The organism is Methylobacterium sp. TK31 (assembly GCF_055361545.1).
On record NZ_CM143964.1, the window covers coordinates 2,924,209 to 2,946,895 of the forward strand.

A 22,687-nucleotide genomic window follows, 5' to 3' on the forward strand; every position below is an offset into this window, starting at 1 on the left:
TGACGATGAGCGAGACGGCTGCTGCCGCGCCGGCTCCGGCGGGGGGCTCGGGAGGGAGCCTCACACAGTTCGCGAGCTTCGCGATCCCGAACCGGGCCAACCTGAACGCGCTCTCCAAGCGCACGGACCTGTTCTTCGCCACCGCCGTGATGGGCATCCTCACGGTGCTCATCTTCCCGCTGCCGGCCTTCCTGCTCGACCTGCTGCTCGCGGTCTCGATCATCATCTCGGTGCTGATCATGATGACCGGGCTGTTCATCGACAATCCGCTCGAGTTCACGGTCTTCCCGACCCTGCTGCTCGTGGCGACGCTGCTGCGCCTCGCCCTCAACCTCGCCTCCACCCGCCTCATCCTCGGCCACGGGCACGAGGGCACGGCGGCCGCCGGCCACGTCATCGAGGCCTTCGGCAACTTCGTGATGGGCGGCAACTTCGTCATCGGGATAATCGTCTTCGCGATCCTGATCATCGTGAACTTCGTCGTGATCACCAAGGGCTCCGGCCGTATCGCCGAGGTGGCCGCGCGCTTCACCCTCGACGCGATGCCGGGCAAGCAGATGGCTATCGACGCCGACCTCTCGGCGGGGCTCATCGACGAGAAGGTGGCGAAGGCCCGCCGCGCCGCCCTCGAGGAGGAATCCTCCTTCTTCGGCGCCATGGACGGTGCCTCGAAGTTCGTCCGCGGCGACGCGATCGCGGCCCTGCTGATCACCTTCATCAACGTCATCGGCGGCATCATCATCGGCGTCGCCCAGCAGGGCATGCCGTTCCTGGGGGCGGCCAAGTCCTACACGCTGCTCACCATCGGTGACGGCCTGGCCTCCCAGGTGCCCGCGCTCATCGTCTCCACGGCCGCCGGCATCCTGGTCTCCAAGGCGGGCGTGAAGGGCTCGGCCGACAAGGCGCTCGGCAAGCAGCTCGCCAACTACCCGAAGGCCCTGGGCATGTCGTCGGGCGTGATGGTGCTGATCGCCCTCCTGCCCGGCATGCCGATGCTGCCGTTCCTGGCGCTGGCCGGCGCCTCCGGCTACGCCGCCTGGCACTTCGCCAAGATCGCCCGCGAGGCGCCGCCCCTCGACGCCGACGGCGCGCCGATGGACGCCTCCGCGGTGGCCGCGGCGGCCGCCGCCAAGGAGGAGACCGTCACCGACCTCCTCAAGCTCGACGACCTCAAGCTCGAGATGGGCTACGCGCTCCTGGCCCTGGTCAACGGCCCGGAGGGTCAGGACCGCCTCACGGATCAGATCAAGGCCCTGCGCCGGCAGCTCGCCGCCGAGCTCGGCTTCGTGATGCCCTCCGTGCGCATCCTCGACAACGTCCAGCTCGACGCCAACGCCTACGTGGTCCGCGTCAAGGAGATCGAGGCCGGCACGGGGCAGATCTTCCCCGGCCAGTTCATGGCGATGGACCCGATGGGCGGGCAGGTGCAGCTGCCCGGCCAGCACATGCTGGAGCCGACCTTCGGCCTGCCCGCCACCTGGATCGACGCCTCGCTGCGCGACCAGGCCCAGCTGAAGGGCTACACGGTGGTCGACGCCGCCACCGTGGTCTCGACCCATCTCACCGAGATCATCAAGGCCCACGTCTCCGAGCTTCTCAACCACGTCGAGGTGCAGAAGCTCCTGCGCGAGGTCTCGAAGGAGCATGCCGAGCTTCTCAAGGAGGTGATGCCGAGCCAGATCGGCACCACCGGCATCCAGCGCGTGCTGCAGTTCCTGCTGGCCGAGCGGGTCTCGATCCGCGACCTCGGGGCGATCATCGAGGGCATCGCCGAGGTCGCCGGCCACGTGAAGAATCCGCGCGACATCGTCGAGCACGTCCGCGCCCGCCTCGGGCGCCAGATCTGCGCCCAATACCAGGGGCCGGACGGCATGCTGCCGATCATCACCCTGTCGCCGGCCTGGGAGCAGGCCTTCCTGGAATCGATCGCGGGCGAGCGCGACGAGCGCTACCTCGCGATGCAGCCCTCGCGCCTCTCGGAATTCGTCAACACGGTGCGCGACCGCTTCGAGACCGCCGCCCGCATGGGCGAGATGCCGGTGCTGGTCACCTCGGTCCAGGCCCGGCCCTTCGTACGCTCGATCATCGAGCGCTTCCGGCGCGAGACCCCGGTGATGAGCCAGGCGGAGATCCATCCCCGCGCCCGGCTCCGGACCGTCGGCTCGGTCTGACCCGGCTCGCCTCCGGCAACGAAAAAGGCCTGTCGCCGACCCCTCCGGACGGGAGATCGGCGACAGGCCCTCAGGGTCGTGCCCGGGAGCGTTTGACCTTGGCGAAGCGCCCAGCGGATCAGACCGGCTTCTTCTCCATACGGCGCTCGATGGCGTGCGCGTCGAGGCCCGGGGCGGTGAAGGGGGCCTCCGGAGTGGAGGGGTCGTGCGGCTGGTCCCTCAGGGCCGAGGCGAGGCGGTTGCGCTCGTACATCAGCACGACCACCACCGAGATCAGGAACGGGAGCCAGAAGTAGAACAGCCGGAAGACCAGCAGGGCGGCGATCACCGAGGGGCGGGCGATGTCGGGCATCGCCACCACGAAGACCAGCTCGAACACGCCGAGGCCGCCGGGCGCGTTCGACACCAGGGCCGCCGAGAACGAGGCGAGGAAGACCGCGAGCACGACGAGGAAGCCCGGATTCCCGGCCTCCGGCAGGGCGAAGTAGATGATGCCGGCGGCACCCAGCAGTTCGAGCGGCGCGGCGATCAGCTGGCGGCCCATGATGCGCGGGCGGGGATATTCGAGCTTGAACTTGCGGATCGTCAGCGGCTTCAGGTGCAGTAGCGATCCCGCGACGTAGAGGGCGACGAAGCCGAGCAGGCCGGCGCCGAGGATGCGGGCGGTGGCGGGGTCGGTCAGGATCGCCGGCAGGTAGCCGTTCAGGCGCGTCAGGGTATCGGGCAGGACGGTCAGGACGAAGCCGCCGAGCAGGATCGTGCCGAGGCCGAAGGTGAAGGAGCAGAGGGCCACCAGCACCGCGACCTGGGCGGCGGAGAGGCCCTTGGCGGTGTAGGCGCGGTAGCGCACCACGGCGCCGGAGAACACCGAGGCGCCGATGTTGTGGGAGAGCGCGTAGGTGGTGAAGGAGCAGACCGAGACGAAGAACCACGAGATGTGGCGGATGCCGAGATGCAGCAGCGCGATCCGGTCGTACCAAGCCAGGGCGGCGTAGGCGACGAGGGTCGAGAGGGCGGCGAGAAGGAAGCGATGGAGCGGGATCGCGGCGAAGCTGCCCTTGATCTCCGCCACCGAGATGCCCGCCAGCTCCTTGTAGAGCAGGTAGCCCGAACCGATGACGGCGGCGAGGCCGATGATCGGCCAGATGAAATCGCTGATCTTCTTCATAGTCGTTCGGACGAGCCCCTTCTTCGGGGCCCTCCCTGCACGACGACGCGTGCCATCGCAAGCAAGGTTCCGCGCAGCCCCGGCAGGGAGGGCTCTTCCCACGGGATCATGACGGTTTCGTGCCGGCCGTTCCTCGGGCCGGCACGGCGCCTCGGTCAGGCGCGGATGCGCGACAGGCCGATTCCGTCCATGGCGGCCTGGTCGCGGGCGGCCTCGGCGACGCGCTCGGCGTTGCGCTCGCGGTCGTCCAGGATCTCGATCTTCTTCAGGTCCTCGAAGGCCTCGCCGAGCTCGGCCTTGGCCTCGGCCAGCTGCCCCTCGAGGGCGGCGGCCGACTGGCGCATGTTGTCCCGGCGGGTGGCGGCGGCCCGGGCATAGGTCGGATAGGCGAAATGCGCGGGGTCGGAGATGCCGGCGCGGCTCTCCTCATGGGCGACCTCGCGGTCGAGTTCCATCGCCATGCGGGTGAAGTCCGCCTTCATCATCTCGATCTGCGTCACGCGCCGACGCTTCTCGTCGACCTGGAAGCGCCGCAGCCGGATCAACGTGTCACGGGATTTCATGGGCGGTCTCACTCCACGCAACGCACGGCTCGCCGGTGCGCGACTGGCCGCGCCCCGGGCCCGGCTTCGGGAGACGGTGTCGGGGCGTCCCCTCAGGGGGCGCCGACGATCTCTGCCAGGCGACGGTAACCCTCGCCGATCGAAGTTGCTTCTTCCTTACCCTGACCCAGAAAAGCCTCCATTTCGGGCATGAGCGCGATCGCCTCGTCGACTTCCGGCGAGGCGCCGGCCCGGTAGGCCCCGAGCCGGATCAGCTCCTCCATGTCCGCGTAGGTCGAGAGCAGCCGCCGGGCCCGGCGGACGGTGGGCAGGTGCTCGGGGTCGCAGGCCCGCGGCATGGTGCGGGAGACCGAGCGCAGGACGTTGATGGCCGGGTAGCGCCCGCGCTCGGCGATGCCGCGCTCCATCACGATATGGCCGTCGAGGATGCCCCGCACCGCGTCGGCGACCGGCTCGTTGTGGTCGTCGCCCTCGACGAGCACGGTGAACAGGCCGGAGATCGCCCCCTGCCCCGTCCCGGGTCCGGCCCGCTCGAGCAGCCGGGGCAACTCGCTGAAGACCGTCGGCGTGTAGCCCTTGGCGGTGGGCGGCTCGCCGGCCGCGAGGCCGATGTCGCGCTGGGCCATGGCGAAGCGAGTGATCGAATCGATCATGCACAGGACCTGCGCGCCCTGATCGCGGAAGTACTCGGCCATCGCCAGGGTGACGTAGGCCGCGTTGCGCCGCATCAGGGCCGGCTCGTCCGAGGTCGCCACGACCACCACCGAGCGGGCGAGGCCGGCGGCCCCGAGATCGTCCTGGAGGAATTCCTGCACCTCGCGGCCGCGCTCGCCGACGAGGCCGATCACCGCCACGTCGGCGGCGGTGTAGCGGGCGAGCATGGAGAGCAGCACCGACTTGCCGACGCCGGAGCCGGCGAAGATGCCCATGCGCTGGCCGGCGCACATGGTCAGGAAGGTGTTGATGCAGCGGATGCCGAGGTCGAGGGGCGGCCCGACCCGCTTGCGGGCATGGGCCGGGGGCGGATCGGCCCGGAGGGGATAGATGGCCGGGCCGGAGGGCAGCGGCCCGAGTCCGTCGATGGGCCGGCCGAGGGCGTCGATGGTCCGCCCGAGCCAGGCCGCCGAGGGCCGCACCGCGCCGGCGGCCTCGTCCCGCACCATCGCCGGACAGCCGCGCCGCACCCCCTCCAGGGACCCGAACGGCATGGCCAGCGCCCGGTCGCCCTGGAAGCCGATGATCTCGCAGGGTACGGCGCCGAGGCCGTTCTCGACGGCGATGTCGAGCCGTCCGCCGAGGCGCATCGCCGCCACCGGACCGGCCACCTCGATCAGCAGGCCGCGAATCGCCACCACCCGCCCGTAGGTCTCCAGCACCTGGATTCCGTCGAGGGCGCCGCGTGCGTCAGCCAGGCGCAAGCGTGCGACGCCAGGGTCCCGGTCGGTCATCGGCGGTTCTCTCAACCATTCGTTTACCTCCCTCCTTAACACTGTGTGCATCGGGCTTGTAGCGCGCGGCCGGCTCACGCCGGGGCGGAAAAGATTTCTGTTCGGCAGGCGACATTCCGGTGTCGTTGTTCCGAAGAGACAGCGCGCGACAAGTTCAAGCGGGCGAGGCACTTATCGGTACAGGTGAAGGTTTCGCATCCGGTTCGGAGGCGGTCGGACGAGAACAGACCGTCAACGGCGGGAAGCGTGGCCGGATCGCGGAGCCAAATGGGTGCTTGCGTCCGTGAATCAGGGTTTGTTAACGATTAACGAATAGCGTTTCACGTCATTGACGAGGGAGCGTTCGCCACGGGCCGGTGGCGGACGAACGGCGGGGGCTTGCCCGTACGCTGCACACGGCCGGCTGGGCTGGGGACCGACGATGCGGGTACTTCTGATCGAGGACGACAGCGCGACCGCGCAGAGCATCGAGCTGATGCTCAAGTCCGAGAGCTTCAACACCTACACCACCGACCTCGGTGAGGAAGGGATCGATCTCGGCAAGCTCTACGACTACGACATCATCCTGCTCGACCTGAACCTGCCGGACATGTCGGGCTACGAGGTCCTGCGAAATCTCCGTGTCGCCAAGGTGAAGACCCCGATCCTGATTCTCTCCGGCATGGCCGGCATCGAGGACAAGGTGAAGGGCCTCGGCTTCGGCGCCGACGACTACCTGACGAAGCCCTTCCACAAGGACGAGCTCGTCGCCCGCATCCACGCGATCGTGCGCCGCTCGAAGGGCCACGCCCAGTCGGTGATCACCACCGGCGACCTGATCGTGAACCTCGACCAGAAGACCGTCGAGGTCTCCGGCAGCCGCGTTCACCTGACCGGCAAGGAGTACCAGATGCTGGAACTCCTCTCGCTGCGGAAGGGCACGACGCTGACCAAGGAGATGTTCCTGAACCATCTCTACGGCGGCATGGACGAGCCCGAGCTGAAGATCATCGACGTCTTCATCTGCAAGCTGCGCAAGAAGCTCGCCAATGCCAGCCAGGGCAAGAACTACATCGAGACCGTCTGGGGCCGCGGCTACGTCCTGCGCGAACCCAACGAGGGCGAAGAGCGGATCGCCGTCTGAACTCCGGTCGGACGGTGAAACGGCCCCGCGCGAGCGGGGCCTTTTTTGTTTGTGCGGGGGTGCGATCCGGATCGCCGCCGTGGGACCGGATCGCCAGGCTCAGCGTCGGCGATCCAGGGGGCCGGTCCGAGAGAGCAGGGATACCCCCCGATTCGATGCGGCCGGCGCAGGTAACGGGAGGCGCGCGCGTCGCGGGCGCTGCTCGGCCCGTCGGATCCGAACGTCAGGGCGCCCCGACGTAGCGGTCGCGTCCGGCCTGGAGGCTGCACAGGAACGCGCAGGCGGCGATCGCGCAGAACAGGGCCGTCGAGGCGGCCCAGCCGCCGGTCAGGTCGTGCGCCAGCCCGAAGCTCAGGGGGCCCAGCGAGGCCACGGTGTAGCCGACGCTCTGGGACATCGCCGCGAGGCTGCCGGCCGCGGCCGGGTCGCGGGCCCTCAGGACGATGATGGTGAGCCCGAGACCGAACAGGCCGCCGAGGCCGGCGCCGAGCAGCATGCCGACCGGAAGCGCCCAGGCGAGCGGCCCGTAGACCAGGGTGACCAGGGCCAGGGTGCAGAGGCCGAGGAGGCCGGCGGCGAAGCCGCGCTGGTCGCGGACGCGGGCGGCGAAGGACGGCACCAGGAGCGCCGCCGGGGCCTGCCCGATGCTCATCAGCGAGGACACGAATCCGGCCTCGACCGCGCTGAGGCCCCGGTCGTGCAGCACCAGGGGCAGCCAGCCGAACATGATGTAGGCCAGCGACGATTGCAGGCCCATGAAGCCGGTGACCTGCCAGGCCAGGCGGTCGCGCCAGAGCGAGATCGGCCGCGCCGCGCTTCCTGCGGTCTCGGGCGCCCGGGCGAAGGGCGCCCAGGCGAGGGTGGCGACGATGGCGGGTACGGCCCAGAGGGCCAGGGCCTCGGGCCAGCCGGCGAGCCCGTCGGAGAGGGGCACCGACAGGCCCGCCCCCGCCGCGGCGCCGAGGCAGAGCACCATCGTGTAAAGGCCGGTGACGATTCCGGTGAGGCCGGGGAAGTCGCGCTTGACCAGCCCCGGCAGGAGCACGCCGGACAGGCCGATGCCGAGGGCGGCGAGGCAGGCCCCGACGAAGAGCGGGCCCAGGCCGCCGAACCCGCGCAGGCCGGAGCCGAGGGCGACGATCGCGACCGCGAGGAGAACGCCGCGATCGGCCCCGAGGCGGCGCATCACCCAGGGGCCGAGCGTGCAGGCGAGGCCGATGCAGAGCACCGGCAGGGTGGTGAGCAGGGCCGCCCCGGCGGCGGTGAGGGCCGTCTCGGCGCGAATGCGCTCGAGGAGCGGGCCGACCGTGGTCAGGGCCGGGCGCATGTTGAAGGCGACCAGCATGATGCTGAGGCCGAGGAGGATCGGCCGGGCCGACACCGAAGGGCTTGTCTTCACGCGCTGCGCCGCCGTGCCGCCAGGGTGGTGAGGAGCGCCCCGAGCCAGACCAGGGCGAAGGGCAGATCGCCGAGGCTGGCATAGACCGTCCGCCCGGACAGGCGCGCCGGGAGGTCGGCGTCGAGGACGCCCTCGACCCCGAGGGGCAGGCTCGCGGTGATCCGGCCATGGGCGTCGATCACCGCCGAGATGCCGGTATTGGCGTCGCGCACCAGGGGCAACCCCTCCTCCACGGCGCGCAGGCGCGCCTGGGCGAAGTGCTGGCGCGGCCCCGGGGTATCGCCGAACCAGGCATCGTTGGTGAGGTTGAGGATCAGGCCCGGCACCGGGGGCGGGCCGCTGGGCGCGGCGCCCGGCACAATCGCCCCGGGAAAGATCGCCTCGTAGCAGATCGTCGCCGCCACCGGCGGCAGGCCCGGCACGCTCATGATCCGCTGGGTCGCCCGGTCGCCCGCCGTGAAGCCGCCCGGGATCGAGACGAACTGGCGGATGCGCAGGGCGCGCAGGGTCGCGTCCAGGGGTCCCGGCAGGTACTCGCCGAAGGGCACGAGGTGGACCTTGTCGTAGATGTCGCCGAGCTTCGGTCCGGCGGAGATCGTCAGGATGCTGTTGAAGAAGCGTGGCCGCTCGTCGCCCACCGGCACCTCGGCCCGGGCCGCGCCGGTGATGAGCTGCTTGCCCGGCGGGAAGGCGGCGGCGATCCGGGCCAGGGCTTCCGGGTCGCGCTGGATCAGGAACGGGAAGGCCGATTCCGGCCAGATCACATGGGTGACGTCGGCGATCCCGGTGCGGTCGGGGGCGGCGGCCCGGTCGCTAAGTTCGAGGTAGCGGTCGAGGATGTCCTGGCGGTTCTCGGGCCGGAACTTGGCGTCCTGGTTGAGGTTCGGCTGGACGAGGCGCAGGCGCACGCCCTTGACCACGGGATCGGCCGTCGCCGGAACCCGAAGGGCCCCGAAGCCCGCGAGGCCCGCCAGGGCGAGGCCGGCGAGCCCGAGGGGGACGTAGCGTCCGCGCCGGGTCTCCGCGACCGCCAGGGTCGCGGGCGCCGCCGCGACGAGGATCGCCAGGAAGGTCAGGCCGTAGAGGCCGACGACGGCCGCCCCCTGCATCAGCCAGAGGTTCTGGCCGAGGGCCATGCCGAGAGTGTTCCAGGGAAACCCGGTGAAGAGGTGCCCGCGCAGCCACTCGCAGGCGGACAGGCCGAGGGCGAGGGCGACGATGCGCAGGGCGCCGCGCGACCAGACGAGCCGGGCGAGCGCGAAGCCGAGGGCGTAGAACAGGGCGAGCACCGCCGGCAGGCCGACGACCCCGAGGGGCAGCGCCCAGAGGAATTCCTCGGCCTCCACCAGGAAGGCCGAGCCGAGCCACCACAGGCCGGCGGTGAGGTAGCCGAAGCCCCAGGCCCAGCCGATCACCGCGCTGGCGAGCACCGCGCCGCGGGTGGCCCTGCGCCCGCTGGCGGCCCCGTCGATCAGCCAGACGGCGACGCTCAGGGACACGACGAGGGCGGGGAAGAGCCCGAAAGGCGGCATGGCGAGGGCGCCGAGCGCGCCGGAGGCCATCGCCACGGCGAGGCGGCGCCAGCCGGCGGTGAGCATGACCCACTGGGCCAGGGCGGCGAGCGGTCCCGTCGCCGGACCGCGCCCGGCGCGGTCCGCGGGGATCGTGGTCATGCCGGCTCCGTCACGGGGCGGGCGATTCGGGCGTCGGCGTCGGGGCCGGCAGGGCCAGGGGCACCACGGCGGTGATGCGCGCGTCGCCGCGCTGCAGGCGCAGGCGCTTCACCCGGCGCGGATCGGCGTCGAGGACCTCGAATTCGAGGTCGCCGGGCCCGCTGATGAGCTCGCCGCGCGAGGGCACCCGCCCCGCGAGGGTGACGATGAGGCCGCCGATGGTGTCGATCTCCTCGGCCATCTCGCCCACCGCCGCCACCAGGTCGACGCCGCTGGCCGCCGAGACCTCGGCGAGGCCGGCCCGGGCATCGGCGACGAAGACGTCGCCCTCCCCGTCCACGCGCTGGATGAGGTGTCCCTCGGCGACGTCGTGCTCGTCCTCGATATCGCCCACCACCATCTCGATCAGGTCCTCGATGGAGATGAGGCCGTCGGTGCCGCCGTACTCGTCGATGACGAGGGCCATGTGGGTGCGCGTCGCCTGCATCCGCACCAGGAGGTCGATGGCCGGCATCGAGGGGGGCACGAACAGCACGGGGCGCTGGATGCGGGTGGCCGCCAGGGTGGCCGAGAGGTCGACATGCGCGAGGTTGAGCGTGCGCAGGGCCCGCGTGCCGCGCCGCGCCCGGGGCGGCAGCACGGGGGCGGCCTCGCCCTCGCCCGCCGGGCCCGCGGGCGGGGTCCGGCGGCTGCCGGCCTCGGCCCGGGCGGCGATGTGGTCGACGAAGTCGCGGATGTGGACCATGCCGCGCGGATCGTCGAGGGTCTCGCCATAGACCGGCAGGCGCGAATGCCCGGCGGTCCGGAACAGCTTCAGGAGATCGCCGAGGCTGGTCTCCATCGAGACCGCCACGATGTCGGCCCGGGGAATCATCACGTCGTCGACCCGCACCTTGTGCAGGCCGAGCACGTTCTTGAGCATGGCGCGTTCGAGGGGCGAGAAGGCGTTCTCGCCGGTGTCGGGCTCGGCCAGCGCGTCCTCGATGTCGTCCCGCAGCGAATCGCGGGGACGCAGGTGGAAGACGTGCAGGAGGCGGTCGTACCAGGGCTCGCGGGCCTGGCTCTCACCGTCACCGGAACTGGGCGCGGCCTGGGCCGCGCCGCGACTTCGATCGTTTGTCATGTCTCTCTGATCTGGGATGTCGGGCGGTCTGGCCGCCCACGGTGCCGCTCACTCGGCGGAGGGGTCCGCCGCGTAGGGGTCGGGAACGCCGAGGCTGCGGAGGGCCGCCACCTCGAGGGCTTCCATCGCGTCGGCATCCGCCTCGCCGGTCTCGTGGTCCTGACCGAGCAGGTGAAGGGTGCCATGGACGAGGAGATGGGCCAGATGGTCGCTGAGCGGCTTCGACTGCTCCGCACTTTCGCGCAGCATCGTGTCATACGCAAGAACCACGTCGCCGAGCGGCACCGGCATGCCCGCATGGGCGGGCTGCTCCGGCGCGGGGAAGGACAGCACGTTGGTGGGCTTGTCCTTGCCGCGCCAGGTCCGGTTCAGGTCCTGCACCACCGCGTCGGTGGCGAGCAGGATGCTGATCTCGACGGCGCCTTCCGGTGGCTCGGGGGCCACGGCGAGGCCGGCCTCGACGGCGCGAATCACGAAGCCCTCGAGGTCGGGCGCCACGCTCTCCCAGCGCGGGTCTTCCACCGCCACGTCGATCTCCGCCGCGCAGGCGGGGCCGGCGCTCACGACAGCGGCCTCCGGCGCGAGACCGCGTTGCGGTCGGCATCGCCCTCCCCGTGGGAGGCGGCCTCGTAGGCGGTGACGATGCGGCGGACGAGGTCGTGGCGCACCACGTCGACGTCGCGGAAGGTGACGCGGCCGATGCCCTCGACGCCGTCGAGGACGCGCACCGCCTCGACGAGGCCGGACTTCTGGCCCGGCGGCAGGTCGATCTGGCTCGGATCGCCGGTGATGATCATGCGCGAGTTCTCCCCGAGGCGGGTGAGGAACATCTTCATCTGCATCGAGGTGGTGTTCTGCGCCTCGTCGAGGAGGACCACGGCGTTGGTGAGGGTGCGGCCGCGCATGAAGGCCAGCGGCGCGATCTCGATGACGCCGGTCTGCAGGCCGCGATCGACGTGGCGCGCCTCCATGAAGTCGTAGAGCGCGTCGTAGATCGGGCGCAGGTAGGGATCGACCTTCTCGCGCATGTCGCCGGGCAGGAAACCGAGGCGCTCGCCGGCCTCCACGGCGGGGCGCGACAGGATCAGGCGCTCGACATGGCCCTGCTCCAGCAGGGAGACGGCGTAGCCCACGGCCAGCCAGGTCTTGCCGGTGCCGGCCGGACCCTCGGCGAAGACGAGTTCCTGCCCGCGCAGGGCCTTGATGTAGGCGTCCTGCGCCGCGTTGCGGGCGCGCACCGCCCCGCGCTTGCGGGTGGCGATCTGGTCGAAGACCGCCCGGTCCGGCTCGGCGCTGACCTCGGCGGCCGGGAAGAGGTTGCCCTGCTGGGTCGTCTCCTGGATCGCCCCGTCGACGTCGCCGAGGGTCAGGGGCAGGCCGCTGGCCCGCACCCGGGCGTAGAGCCGCTCGAAGACCTTGCGGGCCTTCTCGGCCGCCTCGACGCTGCCCTTCACCACGAGGTGGTTGCCGAGCGCCGTGGCGGTGACGGAGAGGCGCCGCTCGATATGGGCGACGTTCTGGTCGTACTGGCCGAAGACGAGGCTCGCGAGGCGATTGTCGTCGAAGGTCAGGGAGACTTCCTCGGTCTCGACCAGTCCCCCGATCCGCGCCGCCGGGCCGCGCCCGCGCAGCGCGCCCCCGCGTCCCCCCGCCCCTTCAGATCCTGGCACGCCGTCGTCCTTCATTCGCTACAGGAAATCCGCGCCGGCATTGCGCAAGCACGCCGCGTCGCAGACGATGCCGAGATGGGCACAAGGCGCGCGCCGGACAGGGGCGCAGCGGCGCGGCGTATCGACCGACAGGGCCGGGGCACGCCCTCAAGCGGCCGCCGCCGTGCCGCCGACGGCCTCGCCGAACAGGCTGTTCGAGCCCGCGCGGATCACCCGGACCGGCACCACGGTGCCGATCGTGGCGGCCGGGGCGTCGAACTGGACCGGGAGGAGGTGAGGCGTCTTGCCGGCGACCTGCCCGGGATGGCGGCCGAGCTTCTCCACCAGCACCTCGACCACGTGGCCGACGGCGGAGGCGTTGAAGGCGTGGCGCTGCGCGTCGAGGAGCGCCTGGAGGGCGGCGAGGCGCTCGGACTTCACGGCCTCGGGAACCGCATCGGCGCTCTCGGCCGCCGGGGTCCCGGGGCGCGGGCTGTACTTGAACGAGAAGGCGCTGGCGAAGCCGATGTCGCGCACCAGCCGCATCGTGTCCTCGAACTCGGCATCGGTCTCGCCGGGGAAGCCGACGATGAAGTCGGAGGACAGGGCGATGTCCGGCCGGGCCGCGCGCACGCGCTCGATGATCCGGCGGTAGGCGTCGCCCGTGTGCTTGCGGTTCATCGCCTTGAGCACCCGGTCGGAACCCGACTGCACCGGCAGGTGCAGGTAGGGCATCAGCGCCGGCAGCGTGCCGTGGGCGGTGATGAGGTCGTCGTCCATGTCGTTGGGATGGCTGGTGGTGTAGCGCAGGCGCAGCAGGCCGGGGATGCGCTCCAGGGCGTGCATCAGCGTCGGCAGCGTCGCGCTGGTGCCGTCCGGCCCGGCGCCGTGATAGGCGTTCACGTTCTGCCCGATCAGGGTGATCTCGCGGACGCCCCCCCGCACCAGTTTCTCCGCCTCGGCCAGGATCGCGGCCACCGAACGCGAGACCTCGGCGCCGCGGGTATAGGGCACGACGCAGAAGGCGCAGAACTTGTCGCAGCCCTCCTGCACAGTCAGGAAGGCGGTGACCCCGTGGGTGCGGCGGGCCGGGAGGTGGTCGAACTTGTCCTCCACCGGAAACTCGGTGTCGACCACGCGCTTCGTGGCCGAGCGCGCCAGCAGGTCCGGCAGGCGGTGATAGTTCTGGGGGCCGACCACCACGTCGACGGTGGGGGCGCGGGCCAGGATCTCGGCGCCCTCGGCCTGGGCGACGCAGCCGGCGACGACGATCCGGGTCTCGTGTCCGGCCGCGGCGCGCTCACCCTTGAGCACCCGCAGGCGCCCGAGCTCGGAATAGACCTTGTCGGCGGCCTTCTCGCGGATGTGGCAGGTGTTGAGGATGACGACGTCCGCCTCCTCCACCGCGTCGGTCGCCGCGTAGCCCTCGGCGCCCAGCACGTCCGCCATCCGGGCGGCGTCGTAGGCGTTCATCTGGCAGCCGTAGGATTTGACGTAGGCTTTCTTCAACAGTCCGATTCCGGTGACACCATCTCAGCGCCGCGCATAGCACGGTTCGTCAACGGCGTCGCGACCCCTCGATCCGGAGTCGCCGCGTCCTCATGGAACGGCTGCATCCGGCGTCCCGACCAGACCGGTCCCAGGGGTGGCCGGCCCGTGACGCCGCGCTGGAGGGCGGTCCGCACCGAGGCCTCCGCCAAGGCGGTGGCGCGCTTGCGGTCGGTGCCGGCCTCCACGGCGATCGGCGTGCCCCAGACCACGTGCACGTCGATGGGGCCGCCGTCGAAGAAGGCGGCGAGGTGGGGGGCGAGGTCCATGTCGCCGTACCAAGCCACCTCCGGGCGCTCGGCGCGCACCAGAGGCAGGCCGTTGCGGCGCGGATAGGTGATGGCCAGCGGCTGGAGCCGGATGCGGGCGGGCCCCTCCCCGGCCACCGCCGCCCGGGCGGCGCCGACCAGCGAGGAGCGGAACGGCAGCAGGCGGGTGCCGTCCCCGGTGGTGCCCTCGGCGAAGAGCACGATCAGGTCGCCCCGGGCGAGGCGCTGCGCCACCGTGGCGTTGACGTTGGCGGTGTCGGCCCGGCGCGCCCGGTCGATGAACACCGTGCGCTGCAGCCGGGCCAGGGTGCCGACCACCGGCCAGCCGGCGATCTCGGACTTCGCCACGAACGAGAGCGGCCGCAGGGAGCCGAGCACGATGATGTCGAGCCAGGAGACGTGATTCGAGAGGACGAGCGCCGGCTCCTCCTCCCCCGGCGGCGTGCCGCTCTGAGTCACGCGCAGGCCGAACAGGGCGACGAAGACCCGGTGGAACAGCACCGGCATCCAGGCCGCGATGCGGCCTCGCCCGTACCGGAGGCTGATGAGGTGGGGCCCGACGATGACGAGGAACGCCAGGGCGCAGAGCGCCAGGCGGCAGAAGGCACCGAGGCGGGACATCGGGCGGCTAGCGCGCGCCGGCTGGCGTCACGCCAGCACCGCCGTCATGGTCAGGGCCGTGGCGCGGGCGCCGTCGGCGCGGGTGTAGTAGCCCGTCCGCTCGCCCACCTGCCGGAAGCCGTGGCGGGCATAGAGCTTCAGGGCCGGCGCATTGCCCTCGTCGACCTCGAGATGGACCGTCCGGACCCCGGCCTGGACGAGGTGCTCGAGATGGGCGGCGATGAGCTTGTGCGAGAGGCCGCCGCCCCGCGCGGCCGGCGCCAGCACGACGGTGAGGATCTCGGCCTCGTCCGCCGCCCGGCGCGAGAGCACGAAGCCCTGGATCGCGCCGCCCTTCCACAGGGCATGCGCCTCGGTGGATCGCTCGCACAGCATCCGCTCGAATTCGTGCGCGTCCCAGGGGCGGGCGAAGGCGGTGGCATGGATGCGGGCCAGGGCCCGCGCCTGCCCGGAATCCCGCAGCAGGGTGACGTAGGGCGCCGTGCCCCAGGCTTCCCACCAGGCGGACCAGACCTCGAAGGGCCAGAACGGCGTCAGCGAACGGGTCATCGGCGGGCGAGTCTCGCGTGATCTTGCGGCTGGGCGTCGGGGCCGCGCAGGTAGAGCGGCCGGGCGAGCGCCTGGGCGGGGTCGGCCAGCATGCCGAGCGAGGCCACCCAGGCGATCTCCGCCGCCCCGGTGCCGGCGACCGCGATGTCGAGTCCCCGCGCCCTGGCGGCCTGGGCGACCAGGGGGGCGCCCGAGCCGACGAGGGTGACGGCGCCGTCGAGCATCGCCGCCGCCTCCGCCACCGGCAGGTGGCTCGGCGGCACGACGATACCGTCGGTCATGCTCATCGCCTGGAGATAGACCGAGCCGTGCCGGGCATCGATGGCGGCCACGATCAGGCCCTCGCCATTCTGCGCGAGCAGCGGCGCCAGCAGGGCGGACAGGGTGGTGACGCCGACCACGGGAATACCGGTGGCGAGCCCGATGGCCCGGGCCGCGGAGAGCCCGACCCGCAGGCCGGTATAGCTGCCCGGCCCGACCGTGACGGCGACCCGATCCAGGGCCTCGAAGCCGCCCTCCGCCCGGGCGACCACCCGCTCGATCATCGGCAGCAGCGCTTCCGCGTGGCCGCGGCCGAGGACCATCGACTCGTGCGCGAGGAGATCGTCGGTGGAATCCGAGGCGATGCAGACGGAACAGGCGTCGAGCGCCGTGTCGATGGCGAGGATACGCAACGTCACTCCCGATCGTGCCACAGGCCCGGAGCGCGCCACGGCGTCCGGGGACACGAGTTTAAGACAAAAACGGCCGCTCCGTCAGGGCGGAGCGGCCATCATGGACGAATTTGGGCGAACCTGTTGCGGCTTTGCGTCGGCGCGCCGGAATTCGCGCGGGTCAGATCGCCTGGACTTCGCGGATCTCCGGCAGGAAGTGCCGGAACAGGTTCTGCACGCCGTTGCGCAGGGTCGCGGTGGAGGACGGGCAGCCCGAGCAGGCGCCCTTCATCTCGAGGTAGACGACGCCCTCCTTGTAGCCCCGGAAGGTGATGTCGCCGCCGTCGCCGGCCACCGCCGGGCGCACGCGGGTCTCGAGCAGGTCCTTGATGGTCTCGACGGTCTCGATGTCGGCCGGGTCGAAGAACTCCTCGGCATCCTCGCTGCCGGCGACGTGGCCCTCGGCCAGGGCCGGGGCGCCGGACTGGAAGTGCTCCATGATCGCGCCGAGGACGGCCGGCTTCACCTGGGGCCAGAGGTTGTCGTCCTCGGCCTTGGTGACGGAGATGAAGTCGTGACCGAGATAGACCCCGCTGACGCCGGGGACGTCGAACAGCCGGCTGGCCAGCGGCGAGCGGGCGGCGGCCTCGGAATCGCGCGCCTCGAAGGTGCCCTCGGGCAGCACGACCCGGCCGGGCAGGAACTTCAGGGTGGCGGGGTTCGGGGTGGCTTCGGTCTGGATGAACATGGTGGACAGGATCCTCGTCCGCTGCGCCGGTTCAAGGCCGGCCGGGAATGGCGGCGGACGTCCCCGCCGCTCTCCCCATGTGGACCGCGCGCGGGAATTTCTCAACCACGTCGGATGCGCACGTCGGACGCGCGCGCCGGGCGCGCGTGTCGCCTGCGCGGGCGCGCGACGGCCGGTCGCCGGTCCGTTCCACGAAACGTGGACAAGGGCCCCCGCCTCGTGTATGGCCCGCCTCAATTCAAAACAGGATGCCGAAATCCTGACGCACGCGGTCCCATCCGGGGATCACGGGCGCGCACCGGCAGGACATAACCCATGAACATCATCCAGCAGCTCGAGCAGGAGCAGATCGCTTCGCTCGGCAAGACCATTCCCGATTTCCAGCCCGGCGACACGGTCACCGTGAACGTCAAGGTGAAGGAAGGCGAGCGCACCCGCGTTCAGGCCTACGAGGGCGTCTGCATCGCCCGCTCCGGCGGCGGCCTCAACGAGAGCTTCACCGTCCGCAAGATCTCCTACGGCGAGGGCGTCGAGCGCGTGTTCCCGCTCTACTCGCCGCTGATCGATTCGATCGCCGTCGTCCGCCGCGGCAAGGTGCGCCGCGCCAAGCTGTACTACCTGCGCGACCGTCGCGGTAAGTCCGCCCGTATCGTCGAGCGCGCCGACCGCCCCGCCGAGAAGGCCGCCAAGGCCGATGCCTCGAAGGCCAACAAGGACGCCCGCAAGGCCGAGAAGGCCGCCAAGAGCGCCGCGAAGACTGCCGCCGAGTAAGGTCGGCAACCTTCTTCGCTTCATTCGGAGGCCCGTTCGAGCGATCGAGCGGGCCTTTCTCGTGGAAGGGGCGTCAGCCCCGCGCGCCACTGCGGCGCTTCACACTCTCCAGGCTCGCGCCGATCCGGTCCTGCACCGCGATTCCGGCCCTGTCGTCGTTGCCGCTGATCCAGGCGAGCGCCTCGATCCGCGGCATGGCCCGGGCGAAATGGTAGCCCTGCACGACGGGGCATCCGAGCTGGCGCAGGATTTCGAACTGCACCCGCGTCTCCACGCCCTCGGCCACCACCGTCACTCCGAGGGTGCGGGCGAAGGCCAGGATCGCCTCCAGCAGGATCCGGTCCTGCGCGCTCTCGGCGATGTCGCGGATGAAGCTGCGGTCGACCTTCAGGCTGTCGAAGCGCAGGGCCCGCAGGGAGCCGATCGACGAGTAGGCGACCCCGAAATCGTCGACGATGATGCCGACCCCCATCGCGCTCAGGGCGTCCACGTCCTTGCCGCCGCGCTCGTTGGAATACACCGCCTCCTCGGTGATCTCGATGGCGAGCCGCGAGGCCGGCAGCCGGTGCGCGTCCAGTTCCGCGGCGATCAGCTCGGCGATCGGGTAGGTGCCGAACTCGTTGGGCGAGACGTTGATCGAGACGATGGCGTCGGGGTGCGCGTTCGCCTGGAGAGCCTGCACCATGGCGCAGGCATCCCGCAGGATGGCCCGGGTCAGATCCCGGGACCGGCGCGTGGCGGCCGCCGCCGCGATCGCATCCGGCGGCGCGATCCAGCCGAGGCTCGGGTGTTTCCAGCGCAGCAGCGCCTCGAAGCCGACGACCCGGCCGGTGGCGCAAGCGATCTGCGGTTGGAACCAGGCCTGGATCGCACCCGTCTCCAGCGCCTCGGGCAGGTCGCGCTCGATCTCGCGCCGGGTCTGGGCCTTCTGGTGCATCGCTTCGACGAAGGGTCGCCAGGTGCCGCGGCCCTCGGACTTCGCGGCATAGAGCGCGAGATCGGCATGGGCCTGCAGTTCGGCCCGGGTCCGGCCGTCGCGCGGATGGTGCGCGATGCCGACGCTGGCCCCGGCATTCAGGGTTCGGCCCGAACGGGTGACGATCTCACCGAGATGCAGAACCACCGCCCGCGCCAGGGCGGCGCCGGCCGCGTCGGTCGGCGCGCCCTCGACCAGGGCGGCGAACTCGTCGCCGCCGAGACGGGCGACCACCGCGTCCGGCCCGAGGACCTGCCTCAGCCGGTCGCCGACCGCGATGAGGACCTCGTCGCCGACGGCATGCCCGAAGGTGTCGTTGATCGTCTTGAACCGGTCGAGGTCGATCAGCATGAGCCAGGCCGGAGGCGCGGCCGCGCGCTCGAGCCGCGCATCGACGGCCGCCTGGTAGGCGGCGCGGTTGAACAGGCCGGTGAGGTGATCGTGCGTCGCCGTGTGCTCCAGCCTCCGCAGGGCCTCCCCGCCCGCGAGGTTGGCGGCCTTCAGCGATTCCGTCAGCGCGATCGCCTCGTAATGGAGCCGGCGGGACCGCAGGTAATGGATCTCCTGCTGCCGGGACCAGCGGAACATCAGGGCCGTGAGCAGGGTGAGATTCACCGCGATGATCTGCGACTGGAGCGAGCCCTCCGCGACGAACAGCAGTACCATCAGCAGGAAGTTCGGCAGTACGAACGCGATGGCGGCCGGCCGGGCGACCTTGTTCTGGATGACCGATCCGGCATTCATGCCGCAGAAGACCAGCCCGACCGCCGTGGTGTAGGCTTGGCCGTGCCAGGCACAGGAGACGAGGGCGCCGACCCAGCACAGGCCCGTCAGCAGACTGCCGATCCAGACCCAGGTGAGAACCCGCTCGGGCGCCCGTTCGACGAAGCCGTCGGACTGCCAGCGCCAGGCGGTCACGAGGCGGGCCAGGTTGACGGCGGCGTTGGCTCCGAAGAACAGCGCCTGCTCCCACCGGGGGATCGTGTCCCAGGTCATGCCGACCAGGGAGCACGAGACGAAGGTGTTGGAGACCAGGGTCGAGAGCACCCCGCCTAGGATCGCCCGGGCCTGGTCGCGCCGGACGACCGCATCGATCGGAAAAGGCTGTGTCATCGCCGGTGCTGGTCCCGATCCGTCCATGCGGCCTACGTATCGACGTGCCCACCTCCGTGCTTGATCGCAGAAAGTTATGAAAAGTCTGTAATAAGCGCCCGGGTCGAAAGAGGACGATCAATCTAGGTCGTCGATGAACCAAATAAGCTCTTTCGGAAACATTTCCCCGGCGAACCTAAACCGCGGCTGATCACGCCCTTACTTAGGAGCTTTCGATCGCACCCGACGCCAGAGGCGCAAGGTTTCGCAGGGTCCCTGTGGGCGGCGGAGTGCTCCGCCAAGCTGAGTTTCGATCGATGCAAACATGAGAAAGCCCCGCAGGGTCGGGTGACCCTGCGGGGCTCTGGACATCGTCCGGGCTAGACTTGCGGCCTAGTCAGACTCGCAACTTACTCGGCGGCGATGCTGTGGGCCTGACTGCCGTCGGTGTAGGTCTCGGCCTGGAGACGCTTGCCCGGCGCGGCGCGGCCCGGCAGTGGCGGCAGGGCGCGCGCCTTCTCGAGGTCGATGCCCGCACCCTCGGCGACGCGGCGGCCGTAATCCTCATCCGCATGGAGGAAGTGCCAGACCATCCGCAGCTGGATGGCTTCCGGGCACTGCTTCATGTCGCCGACGAGGTTGGCGATCAGGTCGTCGCGCTCCCAATCCTGGAACGAGCGGTAGCGCACGCCGGCCTGGGTGTAGTCGTCCTCGGTGCGCGAGGTCTGGTAGCGGCCGAGGTTGCCCTGCACCGGCTGGTGATAGTCCTTGGCCGGCTTGGGCGCCTCGCGCAGGCCCTCGGCCAGCGTCGAGGGCTCGTAGTTGATGTGCTTGTTCGGGCCGGTGCCGTCGACGCCGTAGGTCATCTGCCCGTCGCGCTGGTTGGAATAGACCTTCACGCCCGGCTGCGGCGCGTTGATCGGCAGCTGCAGGTAGTTGGCACCGACGCGGTAGCGCTGCGTGTCCGAGTAGGACAGCGTGCGCCCCTGGAGCATCTTGTCGTCGGAGAAGTCGATGCCGTCCACGAGGACGCCGGTTCCGAAGGCCGACTGCTCGACCTCGGCGAAGAAGTTGTCCGGCACCCGGTCCAGCACCATGCGGCCGACGGGCAGCAGGGGGAAGTCCTCGACCGGCCAGAGCTTCGTGTCGTCGAGGGGATCGAACGACAGGTGGTCGTTCGGGCCATCGGGCATGATCTGCACGCAGAACTCCCACTCGGGGAAGTTGCCGGCCTTGATGTTGTCGTAGAGGTCGCGCGTGGCGTGGCCGACATCCTTGGCCTGGATCTCGGACGCCTGGGCCGAGGTCAGGTTGCGGATGCCCTGCTTGGGCTCCCAGTGGAACTTGCAGAGCACGGCCTCGCCCTGGTCGTTGACCAGCTTGTAGGTGTTCACGCCCGAGCCTTCCATCTCGCGATAGTTGGCCGGAATGCCCCAGGGCGACTTCAGGTGCGTGACCATGTGGATCGACTCGGGGTGCTGCGCCACGAAGTCGAAGAAGCGCCACGCCTCCTGGCGGTTGGTCACCGGGTCGGGCTTGAAGGCGTGGATCATGTCGGGGAACTTGATCGCGTCGCGGATGAAGAAGACCTTCAGGTTGTTGCCCACGAGGTCCCAGTTGCCGTCGACGGTCTTGAACTTCACCGCGAAGCCGCGCGGGTCGCGCTCGGTCTCGGGGCTCTCCTTGGCGCCGGCCACGGTGGAGAAGCGCACGAACATCGGGGTCTTCACGCCGGTCTCGTTGAGGACGCGGGCGCGGGTGTACTTGGAGGCCGGCTCGTTGCCGATCTTGCCGTAGGCCTCGAAGTAGCCGTGCGCGCCGGCGCCGCGGGCATGCACCACGCGCTCGGGGATCCGCTCACGGTCGAAATGGGTGATCTTCTCGATGAACTGGTAGTTCTCGAGGGTCGCGGGGCCGCGCTCGCCAACCGTGCGGGTGCTCTGGTTGTCGCGAACCGGGTGGCCCTGGCGGGTGGTGAGAATCGGGCGCTGATCGCTCATGCGGTGCTCTCTCGCTCGGATAGGGCCGACGCGGCGGTGGCCGCGTCCAGACCCTGTCCCTGGAAACCTGGAATGGTTCTGAGACAGCCTTATGACCTGCGCCGCATCATTTGGCTAATGCATCGTTGCGAATAGGGTGATAGGCATCGCCTATGAACCTGTCCGGCCTGTCGTTGCGCGACCTCGAATACGTCGTCGCCGTCGCCGAGGAGATGCATTTCGGCCGGGCCGCCGAGCGCTGCAACGTCAGCCAGCCGACCCTCAGCGTGCAGGTGCGCAAGCTGGAGGACCTGCTCGGCCTCGCCCTATTCGAGCGCGGCAATCGCCGGGTGATGCTGACGCCTGCGGGGCAGACCATCGTGCGCCAGGCCCGCATCGTGATGGCGGAGGCCCAGCGCCTGCTGGTGCTGGCGAGCGAGGGCCGCGGCGCCCCCCTCACCGGCCGCCTCGTCCTGGCGGCGATCCAGACCCTCGGCCCCTACCTGTTCCCCCTGGTCCTGCGCACCCTGCGCCAGGAATATCCGCTCCTCGCCCTGGCGCTGAGCGAGGCGCGCACCGCCGAGATCCTGGAGGGCCTGCGCAACGGGCGCATCGATGCCGCGCTGGTGTCCCTGCCGGTCCCGGCCTCGGGGCTGACGGTGTCGCCGCTCTTCGTCGAGCCGTTCCAGCTCGCCTGCCCGGCCGAGCACCCCCTCGCCCGGGGCGGGGCGCTGCGGGCCACCGACATCGCCGGCCCCGACCTCCTCCTCCTCGACGAGGGCAATTGCCTGCGCGACCAGACCGTGGCCGCCTGCGGCGCCGGCTCGGCCGCCGGGCGCCACGCCACCAGCCTGGAGACGCTGCGCTCCATGGTGGCGGCGGGGGCCGGCTACACCCTGCTCCCCGCCCTGGCGGTGCCCTCGGGCCCCGATCCGAGCGGCCTCACGGTGACGCGCAGCTTCGATGTCGACGGCCCCGGCCGCACCGTGGCGCTGGCCTGGCGGACCAGCGATCCGCGGGCCGACGGGCTCGCGCATCTCGCCGCGTTCTTCCGCGCCCACGCGCCGGCGGGCACCACCGCCTGCCGCGACGACGGCATGCCGCGTTCGCGCACCGGGCGCCGTGACAGCGTGGCCGATCCGGTGTAGCGCCCGGCGCGACGGG

General features: G+C 70.8%; 19 protein-coding genes. 4 read left to right on the plus strand and 15 right to left on the minus strand.

Annotation, left to right across the window (positions count from 1 at the left end):
- Positions 1 to 5: 5 nt before the first annotated feature.
- The gene (gene flhA / locus ACXJY8_RS13570) at positions 6 to 2,171 is read left to right on the plus strand and encodes a flagellar biosynthesis protein FlhA (RefSeq protein WP_463769709.1); all 2,166 of its coding nucleotides are present in this window, start codon (positions 6 to 8) and stop codon (positions 2,169 to 2,171) included.
- Between the two features lie 118 nt (positions 2,172 to 2,289).
- On the opposite strand, the gene ACXJY8_RS13575 is transcribed toward flhA, so the two are convergent.
- The 3 genes from ACXJY8_RS13575 to fliI all read right to left on the minus strand — a co-directional run bounded on the left by ACXJY8_RS13575 (position 2,290) and on the right by fliI (position 5,350).
- Positions 2,290 to 3,339 carry a putative bifunctional lysylphosphatidylglycerol flippase/synthetase gene (locus ACXJY8_RS13575; protein ID WP_463769711.1) on the minus strand — a complete coding sequence of 350 codons (1,050 nt, stop codon included), beginning with the start codon at positions 3,337 to 3,339 and terminating at the stop codon, positions 2,290 to 2,292.
- 155 nt (positions 3,340 to 3,494) lie between these two features.
- Positions 3,495 to 3,902 (minus strand): flagellar export protein FliJ, encoded by a 408-nt coding sequence (gene fliJ, locus ACXJY8_RS13580; RefSeq protein WP_463769713.1) that lies wholly within the window; start codon positions 3,900 to 3,902, stop codon positions 3,495 to 3,497.
- Positions 3,903 to 3,994: 92 nt separating this feature from the next.
- Positions 3,995 to 5,350, minus strand: a complete 1,356-nt coding sequence (fliI, locus tag ACXJY8_RS13585; RefSeq protein WP_463769715.1) for a flagellar protein export ATPase FliI — start codon at positions 5,348 to 5,350, stop codon at positions 3,995 to 3,997.
- Positions 5,351 to 5,771: 421 nt separating this feature from the next.
- Between fliI and ctrA the strand changes: the two genes are divergently transcribed.
- The gene (ctrA, locus tag ACXJY8_RS13590; protein WP_056222591.1) at positions 5,772 to 6,473 is read left to right on the plus strand and encodes a response regulator transcription factor CtrA; all 702 of its coding nucleotides are present in this window, start codon (positions 5,772 to 5,774) and stop codon (positions 6,471 to 6,473) included.
- A 223-nt stretch (positions 6,474 to 6,696) separates the two neighbouring features.
- Here ctrA and ACXJY8_RS13595 read toward each other — a convergent pair whose 3' ends face one another.
- The 10 genes from ACXJY8_RS13595 to ACXJY8_RS13640 all read right to left on the minus strand — a co-directional run bounded on the left by ACXJY8_RS13595 (position 6,697) and on the right by ACXJY8_RS13640 (position 16,705).
- On the minus strand, positions 6,697 to 7,872 hold the full coding sequence (locus ACXJY8_RS13595; protein WP_463769717.1) for an MFS transporter: 1,176 nt from the start codon (positions 7,870 to 7,872) through the stop codon (positions 6,697 to 6,699).
- Positions 7,869 to 9,545, minus strand: a complete 1,677-nt coding sequence (lnt, locus tag ACXJY8_RS13600) for an apolipoprotein N-acyltransferase (RefSeq protein ID WP_463769719.1) — start codon at positions 9,543 to 9,545, stop codon at positions 7,869 to 7,871. Before lnt ends, ACXJY8_RS13595 begins: the two co-directional genes overlap by 4 nt.
- Before the next feature lie 10 nt (positions 9,546 to 9,555).
- Positions 9,556 to 10,668 (minus strand): hemolysin family protein, encoded by a 1,113-nt coding sequence (locus tag ACXJY8_RS13605; protein ID WP_463769721.1) that lies wholly within the window; start codon positions 10,666 to 10,668, stop codon positions 9,556 to 9,558.
- Between the two features lie 48 nt (positions 10,669 to 10,716).
- A complete protein-coding gene (gene ybeY, locus ACXJY8_RS13610; RefSeq protein ID WP_463769723.1) occupies positions 10,717 to 11,232 on the minus strand; it encodes an rRNA maturation RNase YbeY in 516 nt (171 codons plus the stop codon).
- The gene (locus tag ACXJY8_RS13615; protein ID WP_463769725.1) at positions 11,229 to 12,353 is read right to left on the minus strand and encodes a PhoH family protein; all 1,125 of its coding nucleotides are present in this window, start codon (positions 12,351 to 12,353) and stop codon (positions 11,229 to 11,231) included. The genes ybeY and ACXJY8_RS13615 overlap by 4 nt, the downstream gene beginning before the upstream one ends.
- Before the next feature lie 132 nt (positions 12,354 to 12,485).
- Positions 12,486 to 13,826, minus strand: a complete 1,341-nt coding sequence (gene miaB / locus ACXJY8_RS13620; protein WP_463769727.1) for a tRNA (N6-isopentenyl adenosine(37)-C2)-methylthiotransferase MiaB — start codon at positions 13,824 to 13,826, stop codon at positions 12,486 to 12,488.
- Positions 13,823 to 14,755 carry a lysophospholipid acyltransferase family protein gene (locus ACXJY8_RS13625; RefSeq protein ID WP_463769729.1) on the minus strand — a complete coding sequence of 311 codons (933 nt, stop codon included), beginning with the start codon at positions 14,753 to 14,755 and terminating at the stop codon, positions 13,823 to 13,825. The genes miaB and ACXJY8_RS13625 overlap by 4 nt, the downstream gene beginning before the upstream one ends.
- A 27-nt stretch (positions 14,756 to 14,782) precedes the next feature.
- Positions 14,783 to 15,304: a GNAT family N-acetyltransferase gene (locus tag ACXJY8_RS13630; protein WP_463769731.1), complete on the minus strand. Its 522-nt coding sequence runs from the start codon at positions 15,302 to 15,304 to the stop codon at positions 14,783 to 14,785.
- Positions 15,301 to 15,978 carry a tRNA (adenosine(37)-N6)-threonylcarbamoyltransferase complex dimerization subunit type 1 TsaB gene (gene tsaB / locus ACXJY8_RS13635; RefSeq protein ID WP_463780608.1) on the minus strand — a complete coding sequence of 226 codons (678 nt, stop codon included), beginning with the start codon at positions 15,976 to 15,978 and terminating at the stop codon, positions 15,301 to 15,303. The genes ACXJY8_RS13630 and tsaB overlap by 4 nt, the downstream gene beginning before the upstream one ends.
- 160 nt (positions 15,979 to 16,138) lie before the next feature.
- Complete coding sequence (locus ACXJY8_RS13640) at positions 16,139 to 16,705, minus strand: NifU family protein (RefSeq protein ID WP_463769733.1); 567 nt, start codon at positions 16,703 to 16,705, stop codon at positions 16,139 to 16,141.
- 315 nt (positions 16,706 to 17,020) lie between these two features.
- Here ACXJY8_RS13640 and rplS point away from each other — a divergent pair, with 315 nt between their 5' ends.
- Positions 17,021 to 17,476, plus strand: coding sequence for a 50S ribosomal protein L19 (gene rplS, locus ACXJY8_RS13645; protein ID WP_055957797.1), 456 nt, complete (start codon positions 17,021 to 17,023; stop codon positions 17,474 to 17,476).
- Positions 17,477 to 17,549: 73 nt separating this feature from the next.
- On the opposite strand, the gene ACXJY8_RS13650 is transcribed toward rplS, so the two are convergent.
- The gene (locus ACXJY8_RS13650) at positions 17,550 to 19,565 is read right to left on the minus strand and encodes a putative bifunctional diguanylate cyclase/phosphodiesterase (RefSeq protein WP_463769735.1); all 2,016 of its coding nucleotides are present in this window, start codon (positions 19,563 to 19,565) and stop codon (positions 17,550 to 17,552) included.
- 389 nt (positions 19,566 to 19,954) lie between these two features.
- Positions 19,955 to 21,544, minus strand: coding sequence for a catalase (locus ACXJY8_RS13655; protein ID WP_463769737.1), 1,590 nt, complete (start codon positions 21,542 to 21,544; stop codon positions 19,955 to 19,957).
- A gap of 152 nt (positions 21,545 to 21,696) precedes the next feature.
- Between ACXJY8_RS13655 and ACXJY8_RS13660 the strand changes: the two genes are divergently transcribed.
- On the plus strand, positions 21,697 to 22,671 hold the full coding sequence (locus ACXJY8_RS13660) for a LysR substrate-binding domain-containing protein (RefSeq protein WP_463769738.1): 975 nt from the start codon (positions 21,697 to 21,699) through the stop codon (positions 22,669 to 22,671).
- The last annotated feature ends 16 nt before the right edge of the window (positions 22,672 to 22,687 follow it).